This window comes from Streptomyces sp. NPDC047315, from assembly GCF_040643215.1.
Lineage (GTDB): Bacteria > Actinomycetota > Actinomycetes > Streptomycetales > Streptomycetaceae > Streptomyces.
Genome location: NZ_JBEYTZ010000064.1, coordinates 1 through 24,498 on the forward strand (window position 1 = coordinate 1; position 24,498 = coordinate 24,498).

The following is a 24,498-nucleotide window of genomic DNA, read 5'->3' on the forward strand; positions in this document are numbered from 1 at the left end:
CCAGAACTCCCACCGCCACCCTCGTCGCATAACCACCACAAACACCTACACACCCGGCACCACGTCCTTGACGAAGGACATAGAGACACCCCCCCCGCACAGCGCGTCGTACGAGCCCGCCGTACGAGCGTGTCGTACGAGCCTCGCCACGCACGCCTCGCCACGTACGCCGGCCACGCACGCCCGTCGTGCCTGCCGGTTCGTGCGGTGTGCGCCGTGCCCGGTCCGCTGTGATGGGATGAGCGGAGGCATTCAACCGGGAGGCACGTGTGCACACGGAGGCGGGACGCGCGGCTGACGACGCACTTCCCCTGGACCGGGAGGCGCTGACGCACCGGACCCTGCGGTCCGAGCTGCTGCTGGTGCTGGCGCTCTCCCTCGGCGCGAGCGCGGTGTCCGCGCTCATCAGCTTCGTCGGGTCGCTCACCAAGCCGGGCGGGCTGAAGGAGCAGGCGGCCACGCTGAACGGTTCGTACGCACCGGGTCGCCCCTGGCTCGACCTCGCGTGGCAGCTCTTCGGCATCGCGACCGCGCTGGTGCCCGTGGTGTTGGTGGCGCACCTGTTGACCCGGGAGGGGGCGGGCGGGCTCAAGGCGATGGGGTTCGACCGCACCCGGCCCTGGCCCGACCTGGGGCGGGGCGCCCTGGTGGCGGCCGGGATCGGCAGCGCCGGCCTCGCCTTCTATCTGCTCGCCCGGGCCAGCGGGTTCAATCTGACCGTCGTGCCCGAGTCGCTGCCGGACGTGTGGTGGAAGTTCCCGGTCCTGATCCTCTCCGCGATCCAGAACTCCGTGGTGGAGGAAGTGATCGTGGTGGGCTATCTGCTGCGCAGACTCGCCCAGTTGGGGTGGACCCCGATGGCCGCGCTGGTGGCGAGTTCGGTGCTGCGCGGGTCGTACCACCTCTACCAGGGTATCGGCGGCTTCATCGGCAACCTGGTGATGGGCGTGGTGTTCGTGCTGCTGTACCGGCGCTGGGGGCGGGTCGGGCCGCTGGTGGTCGCGCACGCCCTCCTCGACATCGTGGCCTTCGTCGGATACGCGCTGCTCGCGGGGAAGGTGGGCTGGCTGCCCACGGCGTGACGGGCGGGCGGCGGGCGCATCAGCCGGGAAAGGGGCGTACGGATCGATCCGTACGCCCCTTTCGTACGGCGTCGTCGGTCAGGGCGCGGTCAGCAGTTCGCCGTCGATGACGGTGACCGCTCCGCCCGTCAGCAAGGTCCGCTCGCCGCGCAGCTCGGTGCGCACCAGGCCGGAGCGGGCGGCCCCCTGGAGCCCGGTGAGCCGGGTGCGTCCGAGGCGTTCGGACCAGAACGGCGCGAGCGCGGTGTGGGCGCTGCCCGTCACCGGGTCCTCGTCGATGCCGTAGTTCGGGAAGAAGCAGCGGGAGACGAAGTCGTAGCCGAGGGCGGGGTCGTCGGCGGCGGCGGTGACGATGACGCCGCGCCGGGAGAGCGCCGCGACGGCCTCCAGGTCCGGAGTGAGCGCGCGCACCGTCCGTTCGTCGGCGACCTCCACGAGCAGGTCGCCGACCTGGGGGCCGGTGTCGCGGACGGAGCGCACCGGCACGCCGAGCGCGGCTTCGAGGCCGCTCGGCGCTTCGGTCCCGGTGAGCGGCGCCGTGGGGAAGTCCAGGGTGATCGTGCCGTCCTCGTGCGCGGTCGTGACCAGCGTTCCGCAGCGGGCGGCGAAGCGGACGGTGCCGGTCGCCGCGCCGGTGGTGTGCAGGACGTGGGCGGTGGCGAGCGTGGCGTGGCCGCACATGTCGACCTCGGTGGTCGGGGTGAACCAGCGCAACGCCCACGCGGCGGAGCCCTGGTCGTCGGGGAGGGGGTGGGCGTAGGCGGTCTCGGAGAGGTTCACCTCGGCGGCGACCTGCTGGAGCCAGTCGTCGTCGGGGAAGCGGTCGGCCCCGGGGAACAGGACGACCCCCGCGGGGTTGCCGTCGAAGGGGCGGGAGGCGAAGGCGTCGACGATTCGGATGCGCATGGCCCGACCGTACGAGGCGCGGGGAGCGGGCCGCCAAGGCCAATGCGGGGTGGCTGGCCTCTCTTGCCGAACGAACTGTTCCGATATATCGTTGAGGTATCGCGAAAGATCAACGATGGAAGGAGCACGAGATGCGTTCCCAAGGACATGGACACGGATACGGACACGAAGGTGGACCTGGGTCGTGCGGGCCCGGACATCAGGGGTGGGGCGGCTTCGAAGGCCGCCGTCGGGCGTTCGGGCAGTTCGGTCCGCCGTTCGGCGGGCCCTTCGGCGGACCGTTCCCCGGCGGTCGGGGGCGGGGCGGACGGGGCCGGGCCCGGCGCGGCGACGTGCGGGCCTCGATCCTCGCGCTGCTCAAGGACCGGCCGATGCACGGGTACGAGATGATCCAGGAGATCGGCGAGCGCAGCGGCGGGGCGTGGAAGCCCAGCCCCGGCTCGGTCTACCCGACGCTCCAGCTGCTGGAGGACGAAGGGCTGATCACGAGCGCGAGCGAGGGCGGCAAGAAGCTCTTCACGCTCACCGAATCCGGGCGGGCCGAGTCCGAAGCGGGGCCGGACGCCCCGTGGGAGGAGGCCGGTCGCGGCGTCGACTGGGACACCGTCAACGAGATCCGGCAGGCGGGCTGGGGGCTGATGGAAGCCTTCGGGCAGGTCTGGAAGACCGGCAGCCCCGAGCAGCGGCAGAAGGCCCTCGATGCGATCAACGAGACCCGCAAGAAGCTCTATCTGATCCTCGCCGACGAGGACTGAGGCGAGTGGCCCGCTGCGACGGCGCGACCCCGCGCGGGGTCACGCCGTCGTCAGTGGCGGGCGGGGGCCGGGTGCGTCAGGTCACCAGTCCCGCGAGCTTGTGCAGGGACTCGTCGAGCGCGGCCGTCGCCGAGTCCTTGAGGCGGCCCGCCATCAAGGAGACCGCGGCGCCGGTGAACTGCCCCTCGATGCGGACCAGAGTCGCGTCCCCGTCCGGCGTGAGGCGGTAGCGGTTGCCGACGCTCACCCCCATCGGGCCGGCTCCCTCGATGCCGAGGACGCGGCCCGCCTCGAACTCCACCACGGTCCAGGAGACTTCGGCGGGGAAGCCCATCAGCTTCATGTTCTCCGCGTAGGTGGTGCCCAGCTCCAAGGCGGTGGGGGTGCCCTGGGGGAAACCGGTGTGCATGGCGTTCCACCGGTCGTAGCTGCTGAAGTCCGTCAGCTGGGCCCAGACCTTCTCGGCCGGGGCCCCGATGCGGGCCTCGGCGCTGACTTCGGCCATGCGACCACCCCTTCGTGTCGGGTCACGGTGGAGCGGAACGTAGCCGCATCGCCCGGAACACTCAATACTGATGGGTCGTCAGATTTGTTCGACCAGTTGGTGGTGCCAGATCTCCGCCGAGTCGAAGCAGTCGGACGCGCGGGGGTGCGGCCCCTCGTCGTGGCAGTGGAAGGCGGCCCAGAAGACGTCGGCGCGCAGCGCCGTGGCCGGGGCGTACACCCGGTAGACGTACTCCCGCCCGTCCGTTCCGAGCAGCGCGACCAACCAGAACATGTCCCGGGGGACGCGTTCGTTTGCCGTCCGGTTGCTTGCCTGAGGCACCTGTATCGTGCATTCGGATTCGCGGGGGCGCACGGGGGCAAGGCGGCGCGCGCGTCAGGTGTGCGGCTTGTCGCGATCTCATCCGTAAGGAGGAGGATTGGGCCGCGTGTGCCCAACTTCCGTGGGATGGGTAGATGGCCCCGGACGGGGATGCTTGTCCCGTCCTGGTCTGATGAGGTAGGAGACGTGCCGCGCCCTACCCCGCGACTGCCCCGGCAGTTCGCCGTACCCCGTACGGAGACCGACGCCCGACTGACCCCGGAGTTGGCTTCGGCGGTCGCGGGCGCGCGCCGACGGGCCCTGCGGGACGGCGGTCGCCAGATCGACACCGCCCACCTGCTGCACTCCCTCGTCGAGACCGACCCCACCGTGCGGGCGGCGCTCGGCCCGGGGCCGCGGGTCGCCCGGGTCCTCGGATACCTGGTCCAGCGCAGCATCGGCTACGGCCTGCGGTGGCAGGGCTCGGTGGAGGACTCCGGCGCGGTGCCGGTGGTGCGCGTCCCCGGGCCCCGGGCCGCCGGGGGCGCCGGCGCCTGGTCCCCTTCCGCGGTCGACGCCCTGGAGGGCGCGGTCCGGCGGGCGGCCCTGCGCGGCGCCGCCCGCGCCACCGGGGTCGACGTCCTCGCCGGCCTGACGGCCGACCCGGGGTGCCGGGCCATGGAAGTGCTGCGCCGCGCCGGCGTCGACGCGGCGGAGTTGGCGGAGCACGTCGCTCCGGGGGAGCGCGTCGACCGGGGTCGAGGTGGGTCGGAGCCCGGCGGGGGTGCGCGTCCGCCCGGTGGCTGATTCCCCCTGCACCGCCTGGTCCGCCGGGCCTCCGTCTCGACATGCGTCTGGGGGTCGACGGTCCTGACGTGCGCTGACATGATGTGCCGATGCACTCTTCGGGTAAGGGCGCGGGCCTGGGCATAGCCCTGGTGTCGGCGCTCGCGTTCGGTGGTTCGGGCGTGGCGGCCAAACCGTTGATCGAGGCCGGGCTCGATCCCCTGCACGTCGTCTGGCTGAGGGTGGCCGGTGCCGCGGTCGTCATGCTGCCGCTCGCCTGGCGCCATCGCGACCTGGTGCGCCGCAGGCCCGTACTGCTGCTGGGCTTCGGCCTGCTCGCCGTCGCCGGCGTGCAGGCGTTCTACTTCGCCTCCATCTCGCGGATCCCGGTCGGCGTCGCGCTCCTCGTCGAGTACCTGGGGCCGGCGCTGGTGCTCGGCTGGATCCGCTTCGTCCAGCGCAGGCCGGTCACTCGGGCCGCCGCCGCGGGCGTCGTGATCGCCGTCACCGGCCTCGCCTGCGTCGTCGAGGTGTGGGCGGGGCTGAGCTTCGACGTCCTCGGGCTGCTCCTGGCGCTCGGCGCGGCCTGCTGCCAGGCGTGCTACTTCATCCTCGCGGACCACGGGAGCGCGGGGGAGGACCGGGCGGACCCGCTCGGCGTCATCGCGTACGGACTCCTGATCGGCGCCCTGGTGCTGACGGTGATCGCCCGGCCGTGGCGCATGGACGCCTCGGTGCTGGGCGGTCCGGTCGACATGGGCGGTGCCCGCGTCGAGGCGTGGCTGCTGCTCGCCTGGGTCGTCCTGCTCGCCACGGTCCTCGCGTACGTCACCGGCGTGGTCTCGGTGCGCAAGCTGTCGCCGCAGGTCGCCGGGGTGGTGGCCTGCCTGGAAGCCGTGGTGGCCACGGTGCTGGCGTGGGTGCTGCTGCGGGAGCACCTGTCGCTGCCGCAGATCTTGGGCGGGGCGCTGGTGTTGGTGGGGGCGTTCATCGCCCAGTCGCAGGCGCCGAAGGGGCCGTCGGGGCCGTCGGGGCCGGTCGCTTCGGGTTCGGGTTCCGCTTCCGCTGCGGGGCGGGGTGCCCCCGCGCTGCCCGAGGCGGAGGGGCCGCTCCCGGCGGGGCGCGCGGGCGGCTAACGCGCTTCCGCGCGGGCGGCTTGGTGCTGCGCCCCTTTCTCTGCGGCTCTCTGCGGCCTTGCGGGTGCAGTGGCGCCGTGACGAGTGTGCGGTGATGGTGTCTGCGGCCCGTCTGTGGCTTGTCGCGCAGTTCCCCACGCCCCTAAATACCTCCGCCCGAACCCGCAGGCGAAAGACGGGGGCAGCAAATCAGGGGCGCGGCGAACTGCGCGACAAGCCCACCACCGGGCTGTGGCCGCCACGACCGCTTGGGCGCCCACGGCGGCTACCGCGCGAACAGCCCGCCGCCGGCCGAGGGGAGGGCAGCGCTCCCGCAGGGAAGCGCGGTGACTGTGGTCAGAGGTGGGTCAGGTAGTCGGGGAGTTCGACCGGGGTCGACAGGTCCTGCGCGGGGACGGGGGGTCCGTACGTGTGGAGCACCGGGACGACGCCCGCCCAGTGAGGCAGTTCCATGTCCTCCGGGTCGTCGACAGGGTCCCCCGTGCGCACCTTCGCGGAGACCTCGGTGAGATCCAGCCGCAGCACCGCCGTCGCCGCCGTCTCCTTGGCGTTCGCCGGGCGGGAGTCCGCCGCGCGCCCGGGCACCACGGCGTCCACGAGGGCGTCGAACGCCAGGGCCTTCTCCGCCGGGTCGGTCACCGGGTGGGCCACGCCGTGGACCAGGACCGAGCGGTAGTTGATCGAGTGGTGGAACGCGGAGCGCGCCAGCACCAGGCCGTCGACGTGGGTGACGGTCAGACAGACCGGGAGGCCGGGGTCCGGCTCGCCCGCCATCCGCAGCGGGCGGGAGCCGGTGGAGCCGTGCACGTACACGCGCTCCCCGACCCGTGCGTAGAGCGTCGGCAGGACGACGGGTGCTCCGTCGCGGACGAAACCGAGGTGGCACAGGTACGCCGCGTCGAGTATCGCGTGGACCGTCGCCCGGTCGTACGCCGCGCGCTCGCGGGAGCGGGTGGGGACGGTGCGCTCGGTCGGCTCGTAGCCCCCCGCCGATTCCTTCGGCATCTCGGTCAGCTCTGCCATGGCGAACTCCATTGCACTAGTGCATAATGTCTTTTGTGCTAGGAGAGTATCGGATTGAAGGGCGGCGCGCATCGGAGATCGCCGCCAGCGTCGAGCGCGGGGTGGCCGCCGGTGGGCTGGATCCTGGGCAACTGCTGCCGCCCATGCGGGAGTTGGCCGCGCAGTTGGAGGTGAATCCGAACACGGTCGCCGCCGCGTACCGCGTGCTGCGTGAGCGCGGCATCATCGAGACCGCGGGTCGGCGCGGCAGCCGGGTGCGCGCCAGGCCGATCAGTACGGCCCGCGGCGCGATCCGCGTCGAAGCCCCGCCGGGCGTACGCGACGTGAGCGGGGGCGAGCCGGACCCCGCCCTGCTGCCGTCGCTCGACGGTGCACTCCTCGCGGCGGCGCGGCACAACCGGGAGGTCCCCGGCTACGGCCTGTACGGCGGGCCCACCGTCGATCCGGAGTTGGCCCGCCTCGCCCGCGCCGCCCTGGACGCCGACGGCGTGCCGGCCGGGCCGATCGCCGTGACCTCCGGTTCGCTCGACGCGGTGGAGCGGATCCTCGCCGCCCATCTGCGGCCCGGTGACGCGGTCGCCGTCGAGGACCCGGGGTGGGGGAGCCTGCTCGACCTCATCCCCGCGCTCGGGTTGAAGCCCGTGCCCGTGCCCGTGGACGACGACGGGCCGCTGCCTTCGGCCGTGGAGCGGGCGCTGACGGCCGGCGCCCGGGCCGTCGTCGTCACCGACCGCGCGCAGAACCCGACCGGCGCGGCCGTCGGCGCCGAGCGCGCCGCAGAGCTGCGGGCGGTGCTCCGGCGCTTCCCGCACACGCTCCTCATCGAGGACGACCACGGTCACGGCATCGTCGACGTGCCCCTGCACCCCCTGGCCGGGGCGACGGACGCCTGGGCCCTCGTCCGCTCCGCGGCCAAGGCGTACGGGCCCGATCTGCGGGTGGCCGTGGTCACCGGGGACGCGGTCACCGTCGACCGGGTGACCGGGCGGCAGTTCGTCGGCCCCGGCTGGGTCAGCCGACTGCTCCAGCGCACCGTGGTGGAGCTGTGGCGCGCGGACGCCGTCGATCCGCGCGCGGTGGCGGCGGCGTACGGGCGACGCCGCGACGCCCTGGTGGTGGCGCTGGCGGAGCGGGGGGTGCCGGCCTTCGGGCGGACCGGGATGAACGTGTGGGTGCCGGTGGCCGACGAGACCGGCGCGGTGGCGCGGCTGCTCCAGGCCGGGTGGGCGGTCGCACCGGGCGCCCGCTTCCGGATCGCGGCCCCCGCCGGGGTGCGGCTCACCGTCTCCGGCCTCAGCCCCTCCCGCGCCGACGGCCGGGACGGTGGCGACGTGACCCGGCTCGCCGACGCCGTCGCGGCGGCCGTCGGGCCGCCGCGGACGCGCAGCTACGGTTGACGGGGCGCGGCGCCGGCCGCCGCGGGCTCCGGTGTCGACGTGCCGTCGGGGTCCACCGGTTCGGCGTGAGCGGGCGCCCCGGCGACGGGTCGACTGCGGCCCGCGCCCTTCGGCCGGGACTGTGTCAGGGCCGCCCCCGCGATGATGATCAGCGCCCCGACCGGGGTGCTCCAGCTCAGCCGCTCGCCGAGCACCGACACCCCGGCGACCGTGGCGATGACGGGGGTGAAGTACGTGACCATCTGCGCGGTCGTCGGCCCCACCTCCGCCACCAGCCCGTACTGGACGAGCATCGCGATGCCGGTGGCGAGGGCGCCCAAGCCCACCACGGCGAGCAGCGGCACCATCGGGAAGGACGTCGGGAAGGTCGTGAACAGCGGTGTGACGACGGCCAGTTGGACCGTGCCGAGCAGGAGTTGCGCGGTGGTCAGGGAGAGGTTCGAGTGCGTGCTGCCCGCGAGGTTGCGGCGGACGTAGATCCAGCCGATCGGGTAGCTGAGCGAGGCGAGCAGCGCCAGCGCGGTGCCGGTGGGGGCGATCCCGGAGAAGCCCTGCCAGGCGCCGAGCACGGTCAGCACCCCGAGGAAGCCGAGGCCGAGCCCGGCCACCCGGCGCCGGGTGGGGCGGTCCTCGGAGAGCGCGACCAGCGACAGGACCATGCCCCACAGCGGTGACGTCGCGTTGCAGATGGCGGCGAGCGCCGAGGGGATCGTCTCCTGCGAGTAGGCGAAGAGGGAGAACGGCAGGGCGTTCAGGAAGAACGCCGACACCGCCAGATGGCCCCAGGTACGGGCGCCGCGCGGCAGCCCCTCGCGCCGCACCGCGAGCACGGCGGCGAGCACCGCCGTCCCGAAGACCAGCCGCCCCAGGGTGACCTGGAACGGGGCGTACCCCTGGGTGCCGACCTTGGTCATCAGGAAGCTGAAGCCCCACACGGTGGAGAGGAAGGCGAACCGCAGGCGCCAGTCCAGCCGGGGGCGTCGGGGCGGGACGGGGTCCGCGGGGCGCTCGGCGGTGGCGGCCGTCGAGGGGGCGGGGGCAGCAGCGAGGAGGCGTCTGACGCTGGTCATGCCGTCCACTGTCACCCGCACGACCTCGTAGCACAAGCGAGAAAAACTATGCTCATTCGCTTAGCATTGCTTACATGTTGAATCTGGAGCGCCTGCGGACCCTCGACGCCCTCGCCCGGCACGGCTCCGTCAGCAAGGCCGCCGACGGGCTGCACGTGACCTCGTCGGCCGTCTCCCAGCAACTGGCGAAGCTGGAGCGCGAGGTCGGACAGCAACTGCTCACCAAGAGCGGGCGCGGAGTGCGTCTGACGGACGCCGGTCAGCTGCTCGCGGACCACGCGGCGCGCATCCTGTCGCACGTCGAGTCGGCGCAGGCGGACATCGAGGCGCAGCGGGGGCAGGTGGTCGGCGAGGTCAGGGTGGACGCGTTCCCCACGGCCGCGCGCGGCCTGTTCCCCGGAATGGTGCAGGCCCTGCGCACCGGCCACCCCGAGCTGCGCGTACGCACCCGAGAGCTGGAGCCGGAGCGGGCCATCCACCGGGTCATCCGGGGCGACAGCGACCTCGCCGTGGTCCTCGACTGGACCAACAAGCGGCTGCCCGTCCCCGCCGGGCTCGCCCAGGCGCATCTGCTCGACGACGCGGCGGACGTCGCCATGCCGGTGGACCACCCCCTCGCGGGCCGGAACGAGGCGGACCTGGAGGAGTTCGCCGACGACGACTGGGTGTCCTGGCCCGAGGGCGAGTTCTGTCACGAGTGGTTGACGTTCACCCTGCGCTCCAGGGGGATCGAGCCCCGCGTTCCGCACCTCGCGGCCGAGCACCACACCCAACTGGCGCTGATCGCGGCCGGGTGCGGGGTGTGCGTCGCGCCGCGGCTGGGGCGGGGGCCGGTGCCCGAAGGCGTCGCGCTCGTCCCGGTGCGCCGCGGCATGCGGCGGCACGTGTACGCGGTCTGGCGGGCGGACGCCGGCCGCCGCCCCTCGATCAGGGCGACCGTGGAAGCGCTGACCGGCGCGGCCCGGGCGCTGCCGACGACGTAAGTACCGACGGCGGCCGGGCCTCAGGAGGAGGGTGCGAGCTTTCGGAAGTCCCAGGAGGCGACGGCGTCGGGGGTCAGTCGCAGCCAGGCGTGCCGCCCGTCGTGCGGCATGGCGTCCAGGTCGAAGTTCTTCCGGGCGAACAGCCGCTCCGGCTCGACCAGTTCGGGGCACGCCTCGCCGGTGCGCGGGGCCTCCCCGACGAAGACGGCGGTGCCCGACAGCTCCACGCCGCGCAACTCCCCGTACTCCTCGCCGGCGTCCACGACCACCGCGAGCCGTGGATCGCGGCGCAGGTCGGCCCAGCGTCGGCTGCGGGTGATCGAGTACAGCCAGAGCGAGGCGCCGTCCCAGACGAACCACAACACGCTCACGTGCGGACAGCCGTCCGCCGAGACGGTGGCGACCCGACAGGTGCGCTGCTCGGTGAGGAAGGCGTCCCGTTCGGCGGGCGTCATCATCACCCGACGGCCCCGGCGCTGGGTTGCGGGCACGGCTGCTCCCGTCCGGGCGCCTGCGTACGACGCCCCCTTGGAAACTGACTGTACGTCAGAAATCATGGCCGCAACCACGGCGCCGCGCAACGGCCCCGCCGCACCCGGCACCCGACACCCGGCACCCGACATCTGGCACTTGGCGTACGAAGAGGTACGAAGAAGGAGGACGGCATGACGTCCAGCGACCCGACCGAACGACTCCGTGCGGACCTCGACCCGGCCACCACCGTGCTGCTCACGGTCGAGTGCCAGCGGGGCGTCGTCGGCGACGGCGCCGCGGCCCTGCCCGAACTCGCCGCCCAGGCCCGCTCGTCGGGCGCCCTCCACCGGATCGCCCGACTGGTCGCCGGCGCGCACCGCACCGGCGTCCAGGTGGTGCACGCCGTCGCCGAACGCCGCCCCGACGGGCGCGGCTCCAACCGCAATGCCCGGCTGTTCCGCGCCGCCGCCAAACTCTCCGTCCAACAGCACCCCGGCACGCCGGCCGTGCACATCGCCCCGCCCATCGAGGTCACGGACGAGGACCTGGTGGTGCGCCGGCTGCACGGCCTTTCACCGCTCGCCGGCACCGGCCTCGACGCCCTGCTGCGCAACCTCGGCTGTCGAACGCTGCTGATCACGGGGGTGTCGGCGAACGTCGCCGTCCCCAACGCCGTGTTCGACGCGGTGAACCTCGGCTACACCGCGGTGGTGCCCGAGGACGCCATCGCGGGGGTGCCCGCCGAGTACACCCCCGCGATGGTGCGCCACACCCTCGCCCTGGTGGCCACCGTCACCACCAGCGACGAGGTCCTGGCCTGCTGGCGCCGCGCCGCGCAGCCGCGGCCGGGCGCGGGGCCCGGGCTCACGCCAGGATGATGGATTCCCCCTCCACCTTCACGGTCTTGGCCGGCAGCGGAGAGGTCGCAGGGCCGCCCTTCACGCTGCCGTCGGACGCGTCGAAGGTGCTGTTGTGGCACGGGCAGGTGATCACGTTGTTCTCCACGCCCCGCACCGCGCAGCCCTGGTGGGTGCACTTCGACGAGAACGCCTTGAACTGGCCCGCGCTGGGCTGGGTGATCACCACGTCGCCGACGACCTTGCCCCCGCCCTCGGGGATGTCCGCCACCTTCGCCACCGCCTGCCCGCCGCCCCCGCTGCTGCCACCGGTCGAGCCGCCGGAGGTGGAGCCGCCGGTGGCGCCGCCCGCACTGGCCTTCTCGCCCGTGCCGCTCGATCCGCCGCTGTCGTCGTCCGAGCCGCACGCGGTGAGCGCGACCGTCAGCCCGGCCCCGCCCACCGCTGCGACGACGGTCCTCCGGGTGACGGTGCGGCGCTGCTCCTCCTGGGACGCGGTCATGGTCTGCTCCTTCGGCTCACGGTCCCTCACCGGCCGGTGATCCCGACCGGTGTCGTTCGTCGTGGTGTTTTACGAGCAGGCGGCGAAAAGGGTTCAACACCTCAAACTTTCAAGGATTTCTTCAGAAAGGAGAGTTCCTGCCGCAGCAGGTTGCCCGCCTGCTCCTCGTCGGTGACCATGTGGCTCGCCCCCGACAGCGGCAGCACGGAGTGCTCCCGCCCCGCCGCCAGCAGCGCCGACGACAGCCGCAGCGCGTGGGCGACGTGCACGTTGTCGTCCGCCACCCCGTGCACCAGCAGCAGCGGGCGGACGAGCCGATCGGCGTACGTCATCAGCGAGTTGCGGTCGTACACCTCGGGGACGACCCCCGGATGGCCGAGGAAGCGCTCCTCCCAATGGGTGTCGTACAGCCGCCGGTCGGCCGGCACGGCGCCGGCGACTGCCGCGTGGAAGACGTCGGGGCGCAGCAGCACCGCCGCCGCGGCCAGATAGCCCCCGTACGACCAGCCGCGGATCCCGACCGTGCCGAGATCGAGGTCGGGGAAGCGCTCCGCCGCCGCGTGCACCGCGTCGACCTGGTCCTGGACCGCCAGCGTGAGCCGGTCGCCGTGGACCTCCCTGGCCCACGTCCGGCCCCGCCCCGGGGTGCCGCGCCCGTCCGTGATCAGCACCGCGAACCCCTGCTCGGCGAACCACTGCGCCACCGACCACCACCAGTCGCGGGCCCGTACGGCGAGTTGCAGACCCGCTCCGCCGTACGGGCACAGCAGCACCGGCAGCCGGCGCGCACCGGGCCGGTGGCCGGACGGCAGGAACAGGAGGCTGCGCAACTCCCGTTCGCCCAACCGCAGCAGCTGCGGCGCGGGCGTGACCTCGGGCTCTTCGGCGAGTACCCGGATCCGGCCGACCTGCTCGCCGCCGCGGAGGACGGTCACCGATGGGCCCGACTCCAGCAGGCTGTCCAGGACGACGGTGTCGCCGCCGACTGCGGCCGAGTGCACACCGGGCTCCGTGCTGACGCGGGCGAACCCGTGCTCGGGGTCGTACGACCACACGTGCACCTCGGTCGGCTCGTCGTTCGCGGTGAACCACACGCGGTCGCCGGCCGTGGCGAGGACGTCGCGGACGTGGAGCCCGGCCGGGGTGGCGACGGCGCCGATGCGCAGCCCCGGCACGTCGCCGTCGGTGACGACCGCGAGGGGCGTGCCCGCGGCGGTGCGCCCAGGGGCGCCCGGCACCACGTCCACCCACACCCCGTCGCGCACCCGCTGGAGCACGGTGGTGGCGCCCGTGGCCGGGTCGACGGCGAGCAGGTGCAGCGACCGCTGGTCCCGGCTCTGCACGCTGACCAGCGGCCCCGACGCGTCCCAACCCGCCGCGGTCACGTACTCGAAGGCGGGGTCCGTCCACGCGCCGGCCACGGGGTGCTCCGCGTCGGCCGCGGCGGGCAGCAGCACCCGCGTGCCGCTGCCGTCGAGCCGCAGCACGTGCAGCGAGGTGAGGGCGTTCGCCGTGCCCACCACCGGATAGCGCACCGCCCGCGGAGGCCGCTGCGGATCCGCGGGATCGCCGACGTACCAGGTGCGGACGGGACCGGTGTCGACCCGCGCCGCGAGCACCGCGTCCCCGGCCGGGGACCACCAGTGGCCGCGGCTGCGCCCGATGGACTCGGCCGCGGTGTGATCGGCCAGCCCGTACGTCACCTCCGGCGACTCCGGCGAGGCGAGCAGCAGGTCTTGAGTGCCGTCGGGGCGCACCGCGCGCAGGGCGCCGTCGGTGACGTACGCGATCCAGGAGCCGTCGGGGGAGGGGCGCGGGTCGACCGCCGGGCCCGCCGTCGCCACCGGCCACGGAGCGCCGCCGTCGGTGCGCACCGCCCACAGGGCGCCCCCGAGGGTGAAGACGACGAGGGACGCCTCGGCGTCGGTGGCGTACGAGACCACGCCCGTGGTCCGTATCCGGGCCCGCTCCCGGCGGGTGCGCTCCGCCTCCGGCACGTCGTCCTCGCCGCCCTGGAGCAGGAGCGGATCGGCGATGACGCGCTCCTCGCCGTCCTCGTACAGCCACAGCCGGCGGACCGGGTCGGTCCCCGAGGTGCCGCGGACGAACAGGACCCGGGCGCCGTCCGGGGAGACGGTCAGGTGCGCGGGCACGCCGAGCGAGAACCGCCGGGTGCGGGCGAAGAGGCGGGGGAAGTCGGGGAAGGCGAGCGGTGCGGAGGCGTTTTCGGGCATGCCGAAGTCGGCTGAAGGAAGGGGGGATGTCATGCGAGATAGTGCTCACATCAGCCCGGGGCGACGCAACTTCCATTGGTGATGGGCCGCCGGGCGGGGCTTCCCCAACACGCCCCGGGCGTACTGGTGCCCGCGGCGCCGGGGCCCGACGCTGGATGCGGCACACCTGCCCACCTCCATCCCACCCACGTCGCGACAGGACGGGATCGGCCATGCAGAACGTCGTTCTCGGCGACGTCTCGATCACCAGGGTCGTCGAGTACCACGGAACGATCGAGCTGGCGCCGGCCGGGTTCTTCCCCGAGGCGCCGCCGGAGGCGTGGCGGCGGCACGCGAACTGGCTGGAGCCGGACTTCGTCGACCCCGCGTCGCAGGAGTGCGTCCTCGTCGTGCAGACCCGGCTGCTGCGCAGCGGGGGCCGGGCCGTCCTCGTCGACACCGGGGTCGGCAACCACAAGGAGCGCCCGCACTCCGCGGGGTGGAACCGGCTGGACGCCGACTTCGTAAGACAGCGTCGCGCCCGTCCTGGAGGCCGGACAGGCGCTGCTGTGGGACGGCAGCCACACCATCGACGGGAACCTCACGCTCGAACCGGCGCCGGGTCACACGCCGGGCTCCAGCGTGCTGGCCCTGGACTCCGGGAGCGACCGGGCGCTGTTCGTCGGCGATCTGCTGCACTCGCCGCTGCAGTTCCTGGCGCCGGACGTGAACAGCTGCTTCTGCGAGGACGTGAGCAGCTGCTTCTGCGAGGACGCGGCCGAGGCGAGGGCCACCCGGCGCCGGCTGTTCGAACGGGCCGACGACACCAACGCCCTGGTCGTACCGGCGCACCTGGCCGGCGGCGGTGCGGCCGAAGTCGTCCGGGACGGCGCCGGGTTCGCCGTGCGGAGCTGGGGGCCCATTCCCCGCGTGTGAACTGCGGTGGGCGCCGGCCGCTCAAGCCCCGCTCGGCGCGCTCTCGCTGTGGCGCGCCGCGTGCACCAGGTCCGCCAGGTCCGCGAGGGTGGCGGCCTGGAAGATGGTGCGCATCGGGAGCACGACGTCGTACTCCTTGCGGATCTGGCGCGCCAGCATCGTCGCGAGCACCGAGTGGCCGCCCAGGTCGAAGAAGTTGTCCTGCGGGCGGGCCCGCGGGACGCCGAGGATCCGCTCCACCAGGGCGCACAGGTCCACGCCGCCGGCCGCGGTCGACTCCGACTCCGACTCCGACTCCGGCACCGCTTCTGGTTCCGGACGCTTGACGCGGGCGGCGGCGAGGGCGGCCCGGTCGACCTTCCCGTTGGGGTCCGTGGGGAAGCGGTCGAGCACGACCACGGTGTACGGCACCATGTGCTCGGGCAGCGAGGCGGCCACGTGCCGCCGCAGCTCGGCGCCGTCGACCGCGGCACCCGCCGACGTGGTCACGTACCCCATGACGCGGGCGGTCGCGACGTCCCCCTCCACCACGACGCAGGCCAGGTCCACGGCCGGGTGCTCGGCCAACCGTGCCTCGATCTCGCCCAGTTCGATGCGGAAGCCGCGGACCTTCACCTGGTTGTCGACCCGGCCCGTGAAGTACAGCTCGCCGTCGGCGCGGCACCGGCCCCGGTCGCCCGAGCGGTACATCCGGCTGCCCGGCGGGCCCGCCGGGTCGGCGACGAACCGGGTGGCGGTGAGCCCCGGCTGGTTCACGTAGCCGCGTGCCAGGCCGGGCGCCGCCAGATAGAACTCGCCCTCCGTGTCGACGCCGACGTCCGACAGCCGCCCGTCGAGGACGCGCACGGCGCAGCCGGGGAACGGGCGGCCGACGCCGATGTCGTCCGGCCCGGCGATCTCCCCGAGGCTGATGCCGACGGTGACTTCGGTGGGGCCGTAGCCGTTGAGCAGCGACCTTCCGCCGCCCCAGGCGCGCACCAGCGCGGGTGACACGGCGTCGCCGGTGGACACGAGCGTGCCGCCCGGCAGCACGCCGTCGGCGTCGGTGACGCTCAGTGCCACCGGCGGCAAGGTCGCGTGGGTCACCCGCCGTTCGATCAGCGTGTCCCGCAGGGGCTCGCCCGGGAGCAGGTCGTCGGCCCCGGCCATCACCAGGGCGGCGCCGGACAGCAGGGCGAGGGACACGTCCCAGAAGGCGGCGTCGAAGCTGATCGACGCCCACTGGAGCACCCGGTCGCCCGCGCCCGCCCCGATCCGCTCGCGCTGGGCGGCGACCAGGGTCGCGACGCCGGCGTGCGGGACCGCGACGCCCTTGGGCCGGCCGGTGGAGCCCGAGGTGAAGATGACGTACATCAAGTGCTCTGGGCGCAGCGGGCGAAGCCGCTCCGCGTCGTGCACGTCGTGGTCGTCGCGCGCCTCCCACTCGGCGCGCAGCCCCGGGTCGTCGATGGCGATCCGCGGCACTCCGGCGAGGTGCGGTGCGTCGGTCGGCTGCGGGGCGTCCGTGCTCGTGCCCGCGTCGGCGGCCGACAGCCCGGTGTCGTCGCCGGCGTGGACCAACAGCACCGGGCGTGCCTCGGCCACCATGTGGGCCAGGCGCTCCGGGGGATAGGCCGGGTCGAGCGCGAGATAGGCGCCGCCGGCCTTGAGGACCGCCAGGAGCACGGTGACCAGGTCGGCCGACTTGGGTGCGCAGACGGCGACCACGCGGTCCGGCCCCACTCCGCGGTCGATGAGGGAGCGCGCGAGCCGGTTCGCCGCGGAATTCAGCTCCGCATAGCTGACCGTCTTCGTCTCGAACAGCACCGCGGCCCGGTCACCCGCCCGCGCGGCGACCGCCTCGAACAATTCGGGGACGGTCCGCTGAATGATGTCGCTCCTGCCGAAGCCAGGTTTCATGGGCCCGGTCCTCCGTCTCTCCCGACCATGCGAATTCCCATAATGTCAGCCGCCCGCGCCATGACGGAACGTCATGAAGGAGAGGTGAAAGAAACGGCCGGCGCTTCGGTTTCGCCATGCTCTCATACGGTAAATGTCCGGTGAGGGGGCAGAATCGCTGTGACCAATTCCCGTATCGGTTATGACTCCTATCGTGAATACCTCGCTCTCGACAGGCTGCTCGACGTCCAACGGCCGAACACCGACCAGCCGGACGAACTGCTCTTCGTCGTCGTCCACCAGTCGCACGAGCTGTGGTTCAAGGAGCTGCTGCACGAGTTGGACGCCCTGCGGCCGATGCTGCGCAAGGCGGACAGCGGCCCGGCGCTGCGGACCCTGCGCCGCTCCCGGCTGATCATCAAGACGCTGACGGCGCAGATCGACGTGTTGGAGACGATGACCTCCGAGAGGTTCGAGACCTTCCGCACGAAACTGGGCGGCGGCAGCGGTTTCTATTCGGCACAGTTCCGGGAGATCGAGGTCGCACTCGGCCGGCGCGGAAGATCGGCGGCGGAGCAGTTTCCCGAAGGCAGCGCGGACCGGATGCGGATCGAGACCAGGGCGGCGGAGCCGAACGTCTTCGACGCGTTCTTGGACTATCTGTCGGCCCAGGGGTATTCGCCCGACGACATCCCGGCCGCCCTCGGCAGCCTCCATGACGACGACGGCGTGGTGGAACAGATCACCCAGGCGATGGTCGACCTCGACCAGGCGTTCCAAGAATGGCAGTACCGGCACGTCGTGATGGTTCAGCGCGTCATCGGCAATAAGCGTGGCACGGGCGGCACAGCGGGCGCGGAGTTCCTGCGCAGGGCGGTCTTCAAGCCGTCGTTCCCCGCCTTGTGGTGAACGGCACGTCCGAAACGACCCAGGGAGCCGCCGGTCCGCCCGGCGGCTCCCGTGCGTCACCGCGCGGGCGCCACGGCGAGCCGGCGCAGCTCCTTCTTGTCGACCTTGCCCATCGGGGTGCGCGGCAGCTCGTCGACCCGGACCACCCGGTCGGGGATCTTGTACGTGGCCAGCCCGCGTTCCCGCAGGTGCTCCTTGACCGCGGACGCCCGCAACTCGCCCCCGTCGACCACCACGAACGCATGGGTGCGCTCCCCGAGGACGGCGTCCCGGACGCCGACGACCGCGGCGTCCCGCACCGCCGGATGGGTGCGCAGCTGACGCTCCACCTCCTCCGCGGACACCTTCTCGCCCGCGCGGTTGATCACGTCCTTGACCCGCCCCACGATCGTGATGTCGCCCGCGGGCGAGCGCCGGACCAGGTCGCCCGTGCGGAAGAACCCGTCGGGCGTGAACGAGCGGGCGTTCTCCTCGGGCGCCCGGAAGTACCCGCGGATCGTGTAGGGGCCGCGCGACTGCATCTCGCCCACCTCCCCGTCGGGCACCGGCTCCCCCGCGGAGTCCACCACGCGCACCTCGTCGTACGGGGACATCGGACGGCCCTCCGTGCCCACGGCCACCTCGTCCGGGTCGTCGAAGCGGGTGTGCGTCAACAGCCCCTCGCTGATGCCGTACCACCGCATGATCCGACAGCCCAGCACCTCGCCGGCGCGGCGGGCGAGCGCCGCGTCCAGGGGGGCGCTGCCGACCTGGACGAGCAGCCGCGACAGGTCGCCGGTCGCCCGCCCCGAGTCGGTCCACAGCCGCAGCACGGCGGGTACGACCGTGGTCATGGTGACGCCCTCCCGGTGGACCAGCGGGAACACCTCGTCGGGGCGCACCGTCGACGTCAGGACCGCCTTGCCGCCGAGCAGGAGCGCCCCGAACACCCCGGGACACGCCAGCGCCGCCTGGTGCGCGGCCGGGTTGACGGCGAGGTAGGTCAGCCCCCGGTCCGCGTGCACCGCCTGCGCGCAGGCCCGCATCACGTATCCGTAGTCGTCGTGGGCGCGGGGGATCAGCTTCGGCTGTCCGGTGGTGCCACCGGACAGCAGGAACAGCGCCGGCGCTGCCGGGTTCACGGTCGGCAGCGCGGCGTCCTCGCGGTCGACGGACTCCAGCGGCGTGAACTCCTGCGCGTCACCGCTGACGTACACCTGCGGGACGCCGGGCACCTCCCGCGCCAACCGGCGGTAGTCGAACCCGCCGAACTCGTCCTTCACGACGTACGCCACCGCGCCGGAGTGCTCGCACAGATGGGAGATCTCGGACCTGCGGTGGCCGGGCAGCGCGAGGACGGGTATGACGCCGGCCCGGAGCAGGGCGAACACGACGACCACGAACTCCGGCACGTTGGGGAGTTGGACGACGACCCGGTCCAGCGGCTTGAGGCCCCGTTCGAGCAGGCCGCCCGCCAGCCGGTCGGCCCGCCGGGACAGCTCCGCGTACGTCATGCGCCGCTCGCCGCAGACGACGGCGACGCGGTCGGCGTGCCGGACGCAGGAGTCGTGCAGCAGGTCGCCCAGTGGTCGACCCGACCACAGCCCCGCGCGCCGGTACTCCGCCGCGAGGCGATCGGGCCAGGGCACGAATCCGTCGAGCATGGTCACGCTGCCTTTCGGGGGTCGCGGGGGAGGGGCCCGCGGGAACGCGGGCGGAGAGGTTCGGCGGGGGCGGGCTCAGTGGGAGCGCGGGCGCAGAAGGATCAGTAAGGGCGCGGGCGGAAGGTGACGGGCAGGGAGCTGTGGCCGTAGAGGAAGTTGGAGTAGATCCGTGCCGGCTCCGCGTCGAGTTCGATCTCGTCCACGAACGCGACCAGCGCCCTCAGCAGCGCGCTGAGTTCGGCCCGCCCGAGGGCCGCGCCCACGCAGAAGTGCGGCCCGTGGCCGAAGGTGAGGTGCCTGTTCGGGGTGCGGGACAGATCGAGGACGCGCGGCGCGGCGAAGACGCTCTCGTCGTTGTTCGCCGAGGTCGTCCAGAACGTGACGACGTCACCGGCGCGCACCCGCTGCCCGCCGATGTCGAGGTCGACGAGGGCGGTGCGCGCGAAGTGCATGCCGGGCGTCGCCCACCGCAGCAGCTCCTCCACCGCGGTGTCGACGTCGATCGCCCCCTTGCGCAGCCCCCGCCACTGGTCGGGGTGGCGGGCGAAGGCGAGGACCGAGCTGATCGCCGTCATCCGTGACGACTCGTCCCCGCCGAGGATGAGGCTGTAGCAGTTGAGCGCGATCTCCTCGGGGGTCAGCGGCCGGCCGTCGACCTCGGCCCCGGCGATCATGCTGATCACGTCGTCGCCCGGGTTCGCCCGCCGCTCGAAGACCAGGTCCATCAGGTAGAGCACGATCTCGTTGCGGGCCTCCAGCGCGTCCAGTTGGACGCCGTCCGGCCCGTCGGACGAGAGCGCCGCCTTGTTCCACGCCAACAGCTCCGCCCGGTCCTGCACGGGAACGGAGAGCAGATCGCAGATGGTGTTCATCGGCACGTGCTCGGCGACCTCGGCGGCGAAGTCGAAGGACCCCCGCTCGGCGACCGTCCTGATCAGCTCCGCGGTGCGCTCCTCGACCCGGCGCACCACCCCGTCGAGCACCCGGGGGGAGAAGGCGCGCAGCATCAGGGTGCGCAAGTGCCGGTGCCGGGGTCGGTCGGTGACGGCGAGCATCGTGCCGCCCGCCGAGTCGCCGCCGCGCAGCAGCACGTCGAGGACGTTGCCGCGGGCCGAGCTCAGCCGCTTGAAGTCGCCGTGGCAGGACAGCACGTCGTCGTAGCCGGCCACGACCCAGAAGCCGGGGCGCCCCGGGGCCTTCGGATGCCAGTACACGGGCTGCTCCCGGCGCACCCGCCGCCAGAACGCGTGCGGGTCGTTCTCGACGAAGGTGGCCGGGTCCGTGAGGTCGAGCGACAGGCTCATGCGGGCCTCCTTTCCCCCGCATCGTCTTGACCGGAGCCCCGCGCGCCGCCGATGTCTTGCCGACTTCTTTCGTGGATCACGTCATTTGTCCTGAAGCGGAAACGATGGAACAGGTGAACAGGTGAACAGGTGAAGCGGTGGACTACGGAGAGGGGCGGGATCGATGGGTCGGACGAGGGAACGGGGCTGGGTACGGTCGCTGACCGCACCCGAGGCGGTCGCCCTGCGCGTGGTGTGCTTCCCGCACTCCGGGGGCTCGGCGACGGCCTTCGCCGACTGGGCCGCCGCGATGCCCGCCGACGTGGAGCTGGTGGCCGTGCAGTACCCCGGGCGCGGTGACAGGTTCGTCGAACCGCCCGTGGACGACGTGGCCGCGATGGCGGGCCACGTCGCTGCGGAGCTGCTGCGGCTGCCGCCGAGCGGACACGTGCTCTTCGGACACAGCCTCGGCGCCGTGGTGGCCTACGAGACCGCGCTCGTCCTGCGGGACGTGGGCGAGGAGCCGCGCCGGCTCTGCGCCTCCGCCTGTCTGCCCCCGGGACGGATGGAGAACCCGCAGATCCACTCGGCACCCGACGACGAGTTCTGGGCGACCCTGTGCGACCTCGGCGGCATCGAACCCGGCATAGCCGACCACGCCGAACTGCGTGAACTGCTGCTGCCGACGCTGCGTTCGGACCTGCGGGCGCACGCCACCTACCGGCCCCGGCCCGGGACGAAGCCGTTGTCGTGCCCCGTGCGCTGCTACCACGGCGTCGGCGACCCGCTGGTGGACGAGGCACGGCTGACGCAGTGGGCGGACGTCACCACCGGCGAGTGCACCCTGACGGTGCGGGCGGGCGGCCACTTCCACGTGTCCTGCGAGATCGACGAGTTGGTCGCGGACGTCCTGGACCGCCGCCCCTGACCCGGAGGTGCAGCCGTGCAACGGATCACCGTCATACCCGGCGACGGCATCGGACCCGAGGTGATCGAACCGGCGCTCGCGCTGGTGGACTCCCTCGGACTCGATCTGACGCTGGACGTCCTGGACCACGTGAACGCCGACGCCCACCTGCGCCACGGCAGCGCGCTGCGCGCGGCCGACCTCGACCGCATCCGCACCAGCGACGCGACGCTGCTCGGAGCGGTGGGGGACCCCCGGCTCGGCGACACCGCGTACGTGCGCAGCGTGCTCACCACGCTCCGCACCGAGCTCGACCTGTACGCCAACTACCGACCCGCGCGGTTGTGGCACGACCGGCTCAGCCCGCTGCGCGACCGGGCGCGGCGCGCGATCGACTGCGTGATCGTCCGCGAGAACACCGAGGGCCTGTACAGCGGCATCGGCGGCAGCACCCGTACGTCCTCCCCGGACGAGGTCGCCGTCGACCTCGACCTCAACACCCACCGGGGCGTGTCCCGCATCATCGACTTCGCCTTCTCCGTGGCCCGGCGGTCGGTGTGCCTGGTGGACAAGGCCAACGCGGTCCGGCACGGCGGACAGTTGTGGCAGCGCTGCTGGCGGGAGGCGGTCGAACGGCACCCGCACGTCGCCACCTCGCACCTGTACGCGGACGCGGCGGCGATGCGGCTGGCCACCGACCCGACCGCCTTCGACGTCATCGTCACCAACAACTCCCACGGCGACATCCTCAGCGATCTGACCGCCGCCCTCGCCGGGGGCCTCGGCATGGCGGCCTCCGCCAACCTCAACGCCGCGACCGGGCGTGGGCTGTTCGAGCCGGTGCACGGCAGCGCGCCCGACATCGCCGGCCGGCAGGTGGCCAACCCGTTCGCCGCGATCCTCTCGACGGCGCTGCTCGTCGAGCACCTGGGCCACCGCGAGGAGGCCGAAGCAGTGCGCCGCGCGGTGGCCGCCGCCGTCGGGGCGCGGCGCGTGACCCCCGACCTCGGCGGCCGGCTGACCACCAAGGAAGCGGGCGCCGCGGTCCTGGCGGAGGTGTGCTGACGCGGAAGTGGACCGGCGACGAGGCAGACCGGCGGCGCGGAGCAGACCAGGCGCCGGGAAGAGGCCGGACGGCGTGAGAAGGAGGACGGCAGTGCCATGCGAGTGAGCGAGAACGAACACGGCCGCGGGGACGGCGGGATCGTGGTCATCGGGGCGGGCCCGGTGGGCGCCGTCGCGGCCATGTACCTGGCCCCCCGGTACGGACCGGTGACGGTCCTGGAGAGACGGGCGGACCCCCGCAGCGGCGGCGGCCGGCGCGGCCGGTCCATCACCGTGATGCTCTCCGCGCGCGGCTGGCGCGTACTGCGGGAGTTGGGCCTCGAAGAGGCCGTACGGGCGATCTGCCTGCCCATCCACGGGCGCTGTGCGCACCTGCCCGACGGCAGCTCCCACGTCACCCCCTACAGCCGCGACCGACAACCCATCTGGTCGGTGGAGCGGGACCGGCTCAACCGGCTGCTGCTGGACGCGGCCGAAGCGACCGACGGCGTGCGCATCGACTTCGGAGCCCGGGTCCACGAAGTGGACCCCGACGGGCCGGCCGTCCTCCTGGAGGACGGGGCGGGCCGGCGCCGGATCGCGTGCCGTCGCGTGCTGGGCTGCGACGGCGCGCACTCCGTCGCCCGCGCCGCCCTCGTGGCACGCGGCGCCCGTGCGAACGTGCGCCGACTGGACCTGGCCCACCAGGAGATCTGCGCCCCGGGCGGCTGGCTCGACCCGTCGACGATGCACTACTGGCCCACCGGCGACGCCCTCTTCGCCGCCTTCCCGCTGCCGTCGGGGGAGTTCGCCGGGTCCCTGTTCATGCGGCACGACGGGCCGGCGCCCTCGTACGCCACCGTCGAGGGCGGCCGGGACCTGCTGCGGGTGTTCCGCGCCCACTTCCCCGAACCGGCGGCGGCCGTCCCCGACATCGCCGAGCAACTCGCGACGAAGGACGCCGCCACCATCACCACGGTGAGCTGCGACCGTTGGATCCACGGGGACGCGCTCGCCCTGCTCGGCGACGCCTGCCACGCGATGCCGCCCTTCATGGGGCACGGCATGAACTGCGGCTTCGAGGACGTGCGCACCCTCGTCGACCGGCTGGAGTCCACCGGCGACTGGGCGTCGGCGCTGGTCGCCTACGAGAAGTCGCGGATCGAGGACGCCGAAGCCATCTCGTACCTCTCCTTCGAGCACTACCACACCATGGCCAACCCTCCGCAGGACGAGCGCGCCCACACGGCGACGCGACTGCGCGGGCGCCTGTACGACCTCTTCCCCGACCGGTTCGTACCGCGGTACGAGAGCTGCGCCTTCACCGAGGAGGGCTACGCCTCGGTGCTGCGGGACGACCGGCGGTTGGACGACCTGGTCGACGCGCTGTTGAGCAGGTACGGCGCGGAAATCGTCTCGGCGTCGGACACCGGGCTACACGCCGCGGTGTCCGGGGCCGCCGGTACAGCGAACCTGGGAGAAAGCCGATGTTCGTGATCCTGTTCACGTCCCGCCTCAGCGACGAGGTGGGCGAGGAGTACTACGCCACCGAGGACCGGATGCGGGAGCGGGTCCGCGCCCTGGCCGGGCCCGACCTGATGGAGGTCAAGCACTACACGGGGGAGGACGGCGAACGGCTCGCGGTCGTCTTCTGGAAGAACGCGGAGACGCTGGAGCAGTGGCGCGCCGATCCCGAGCACCGCGAGGCGCAGCAGTTGGGCCGGGAGAAGTGGTACTCGTCCTACGACCTGACGGTGGCGGAGGTCGTGCGCACCAGCACGGGAGGAGTGGACGTGTAGCCCACGCATGGCTGCGGCGGTTTCGCCGTGCGGCGAGCCGTGTCGATGCGTCTGCGGCCCGTCTATGGCTGCTCGCGTAGTTCCGCCCCCCGTGCCCTGCGGGCACGGGG

23 protein-coding genes and 1 pseudogene are annotated in these 24,498 nt (G+C 73.1%); 13 read left to right on the top strand and 11 right to left on the bottom strand.

What is annotated here, in order from left to right; translation table 11 throughout:
• Positions 1-311 precede the first annotated feature (311 nt).
• Positions 312-1,082, top strand: coding sequence for a type II CAAX endopeptidase family protein (locus ABZ842_RS37605; RefSeq protein WP_361548007.1), 771 nt, complete (start codon positions 312-314; stop codon positions 1,080-1,082).
• 78 nt (positions 1,083-1,160) lie between these two features.
• Here ABZ842_RS37605 and ABZ842_RS37610 read toward each other — a convergent pair whose 3' ends face one another.
• Complete coding sequence (locus tag ABZ842_RS37610; protein WP_361547944.1) at positions 1,161-1,988, bottom strand: PhzF family phenazine biosynthesis protein; 828 nt, start codon at positions 1,986-1,988, stop codon at positions 1,161-1,163.
• Positions 1,989-2,119: 131 nt separating this feature from the next.
• Here ABZ842_RS37610 and ABZ842_RS37615 point away from each other — a divergent pair, with 131 nt between their 5' ends.
• The gene (locus ABZ842_RS37615; RefSeq protein ID WP_361547946.1) at positions 2,120-2,743 is read left to right on the top strand and encodes a PadR family transcriptional regulator; all 624 of its coding nucleotides are present in this window, start codon (positions 2,120-2,122) and stop codon (positions 2,741-2,743) included.
• A 76-nt stretch (positions 2,744-2,819) separates the two neighbouring features.
• Here the strand turns inward: ABZ842_RS37615 and ABZ842_RS37620 are convergent, their stop codons facing one another.
• Both ABZ842_RS37620 and ABZ842_RS37625 read right to left on the bottom strand, forming a co-directional pair.
• Positions 2,820-3,248 (bottom strand): SRPBCC family protein, encoded by a 429-nt coding sequence (locus ABZ842_RS37620; RefSeq protein WP_361547949.1) that lies wholly within the window; start codon positions 3,246-3,248, stop codon positions 2,820-2,822.
• A gap of 78 nt (positions 3,249-3,326) precedes the next feature.
• Complete coding sequence (locus ABZ842_RS37625) at positions 3,327-3,521, bottom strand: hypothetical protein (protein WP_361547952.1); 195 nt, start codon at positions 3,519-3,521, stop codon at positions 3,327-3,329.
• A 234-nt stretch (positions 3,522-3,755) separates the two neighbouring features.
• Here ABZ842_RS37625 and ABZ842_RS37630 point away from each other — a divergent pair, with 234 nt between their 5' ends.
• Positions 3,756-4,355 carry a Clp protease N-terminal domain-containing protein gene (locus ABZ842_RS37630; protein WP_361547955.1) on the top strand — a complete coding sequence of 200 codons (600 nt, stop codon included), beginning with the start codon at positions 3,756-3,758 and terminating at the stop codon, positions 4,353-4,355.
• Between the two features lie 89 nt (positions 4,356-4,444).
• Entirely contained in the window at positions 4,445-5,470 is a 1,026-nt protein-coding gene (locus ABZ842_RS37635; RefSeq protein WP_361547958.1) for an EamA family transporter, read from the top strand.
• A gap of 336 nt (positions 5,471-5,806) precedes the next feature.
• On the opposite strand, the gene ABZ842_RS37640 is transcribed toward ABZ842_RS37635, so the two are convergent.
• On the bottom strand, positions 5,807-6,493 hold the full coding sequence (locus tag ABZ842_RS37640; protein WP_361547961.1) for a pyridoxamine 5'-phosphate oxidase family protein: 687 nt from the start codon (positions 6,491-6,493) through the stop codon (positions 5,807-5,809).
• A gap of 35 nt (positions 6,494-6,528) precedes the next feature.
• Between ABZ842_RS37640 and ABZ842_RS37645 the strand changes: the two genes are divergently transcribed.
• A complete protein-coding gene (locus ABZ842_RS37645; RefSeq protein WP_361547964.1) occupies positions 6,529-7,890 on the top strand; it encodes an aminotransferase class I/II-fold pyridoxal phosphate-dependent enzyme in 1,362 nt (453 codons plus the stop codon).
• On the opposite strand, the gene ABZ842_RS37650 is transcribed toward ABZ842_RS37645, so the two are convergent.
• On the bottom strand, positions 7,881-8,960 hold the full coding sequence (locus ABZ842_RS37650) for a DMT family transporter (protein ID WP_361547967.1): 1,080 nt from the start codon (positions 8,958-8,960) through the stop codon (positions 7,881-7,883). The genes ABZ842_RS37645 and ABZ842_RS37650 overlap by 10 nt on opposite strands.
• 74 nt (positions 8,961-9,034) lie before the next feature.
• Between ABZ842_RS37650 and ABZ842_RS37655 the strand changes: the two genes are divergently transcribed.
• Complete coding sequence (locus ABZ842_RS37655) at positions 9,035-9,943, top strand: LysR family transcriptional regulator (RefSeq protein WP_361547970.1); 909 nt, start codon at positions 9,035-9,037, stop codon at positions 9,941-9,943.
• Positions 9,944-9,963: 20 nt separating this feature from the next.
• On the opposite strand, the gene ABZ842_RS37660 is transcribed toward ABZ842_RS37655, so the two are convergent.
• Positions 9,964-10,434, bottom strand: a complete 471-nt coding sequence (locus ABZ842_RS37660; protein WP_361547973.1) for a pyridoxamine 5'-phosphate oxidase family protein — start codon at positions 10,432-10,434, stop codon at positions 9,964-9,966.
• Between the two features lie 174 nt (positions 10,435-10,608).
• Here ABZ842_RS37660 and ABZ842_RS37665 point away from each other — a divergent pair, with 174 nt between their 5' ends.
• Positions 10,609-11,295, top strand: coding sequence for a cysteine hydrolase (locus ABZ842_RS37665; protein WP_361547976.1), 687 nt, complete (start codon positions 10,609-10,611; stop codon positions 11,293-11,295).
• Here the strand turns inward: ABZ842_RS37665 and ABZ842_RS37670 are convergent.
• Positions 11,282-11,776 (bottom strand): Rieske (2Fe-2S) protein, encoded by a 495-nt coding sequence (locus ABZ842_RS37670; RefSeq protein ID WP_361547978.1) that lies wholly within the window; start codon positions 11,774-11,776, stop codon positions 11,282-11,284. The genes ABZ842_RS37665 and ABZ842_RS37670 overlap by 14 nt on opposite strands.
• 101 nt (positions 11,777-11,877) lie before the next feature.
• Positions 11,878-14,010: a prolyl oligopeptidase family serine peptidase gene (locus ABZ842_RS37675; protein WP_361547981.1), complete on the bottom strand. Its 2,133-nt coding sequence runs from the start codon at positions 14,008-14,010 to the stop codon at positions 11,878-11,880.
• Positions 14,011-14,222: 212 nt separating this feature from the next.
• On the opposite strand from ABZ842_RS37675, the pseudogene ABZ842_RS37680 reads away from it, so the two are divergent.
• A pseudogene (locus ABZ842_RS37680) lies at positions 14,223-14,925 on the top strand (MBL fold metallo-hydrolase).
• Positions 14,926-14,946: 21 nt separating this feature from the next.
• On the opposite strand, the gene ABZ842_RS37685 reads toward ABZ842_RS37680, so the two are convergent.
• Complete coding sequence (locus ABZ842_RS37685) at positions 14,947-16,824, bottom strand: non-ribosomal peptide synthetase (protein ID WP_361547984.1); 1,878 nt, start codon at positions 16,822-16,824, stop codon at positions 14,947-14,949.
• A gap of 159 nt (positions 16,825-16,983) precedes the next feature.
• On the opposite strand from ABZ842_RS37685, the gene ABZ842_RS37690 reads away from it, so the two are divergent.
• Positions 16,984-17,712, top strand: a complete 729-nt coding sequence (locus tag ABZ842_RS37690; RefSeq protein WP_361547987.1) for a tryptophan 2,3-dioxygenase family protein — start codon at positions 16,984-16,986, stop codon at positions 17,710-17,712.
• 56 nt (positions 17,713-17,768) lie between these two features.
• Here the strand turns inward: ABZ842_RS37690 and ABZ842_RS37695 are convergent, their stop codons facing one another.
• A complete protein-coding gene (locus tag ABZ842_RS37695) occupies positions 17,769-19,355 on the bottom strand; it encodes a (2,3-dihydroxybenzoyl)adenylate synthase (RefSeq protein ID WP_361547990.1) in 1,587 nt (528 codons plus the stop codon).
• Between the two features lie 101 nt (positions 19,356-19,456).
• Positions 19,457-20,659 carry a cytochrome P450 gene (locus ABZ842_RS37700; RefSeq protein ID WP_361547993.1) on the bottom strand — a complete coding sequence of 401 codons (1,203 nt, stop codon included), beginning with the start codon at positions 20,657-20,659 and terminating at the stop codon, positions 19,457-19,459.
• A gap of 163 nt (positions 20,660-20,822) precedes the next feature.
• Between ABZ842_RS37700 and ABZ842_RS37705 the strand changes: the two genes are divergently transcribed.
• From ABZ842_RS37705 to ABZ842_RS37720, 4 genes are all read left to right on the top strand, one after another.
• Positions 20,823-21,566 (top strand): alpha/beta fold hydrolase, encoded by a 744-nt coding sequence (locus tag ABZ842_RS37705; protein ID WP_361547996.1) that lies wholly within the window; start codon positions 20,823-20,825, stop codon positions 21,564-21,566.
• Between the two features lie 15 nt (positions 21,567-21,581).
• Positions 21,582-22,610 carry an isocitrate/isopropylmalate family dehydrogenase gene (locus tag ABZ842_RS37710; RefSeq protein ID WP_361547999.1) on the top strand — a complete coding sequence of 343 codons (1,029 nt, stop codon included), beginning with the start codon at positions 21,582-21,584 and terminating at the stop codon, positions 22,608-22,610.
• Between the two features lie 96 nt (positions 22,611-22,706).
• Positions 22,707-24,086 (top strand): NAD(P)/FAD-dependent oxidoreductase, encoded by a 1,380-nt coding sequence (locus ABZ842_RS37715; protein ID WP_361548002.1) that lies wholly within the window; start codon positions 22,707-22,709, stop codon positions 24,084-24,086.
• Entirely contained in the window at positions 24,077-24,388 is a 312-nt protein-coding gene (locus ABZ842_RS37720) for an antibiotic biosynthesis monooxygenase (protein ID WP_361548005.1), read from the top strand. The genes ABZ842_RS37715 and ABZ842_RS37720 overlap by 10 nt, the downstream gene beginning before the upstream one ends.
• Positions 24,389-24,498: the final 110 nt, after the last annotated feature.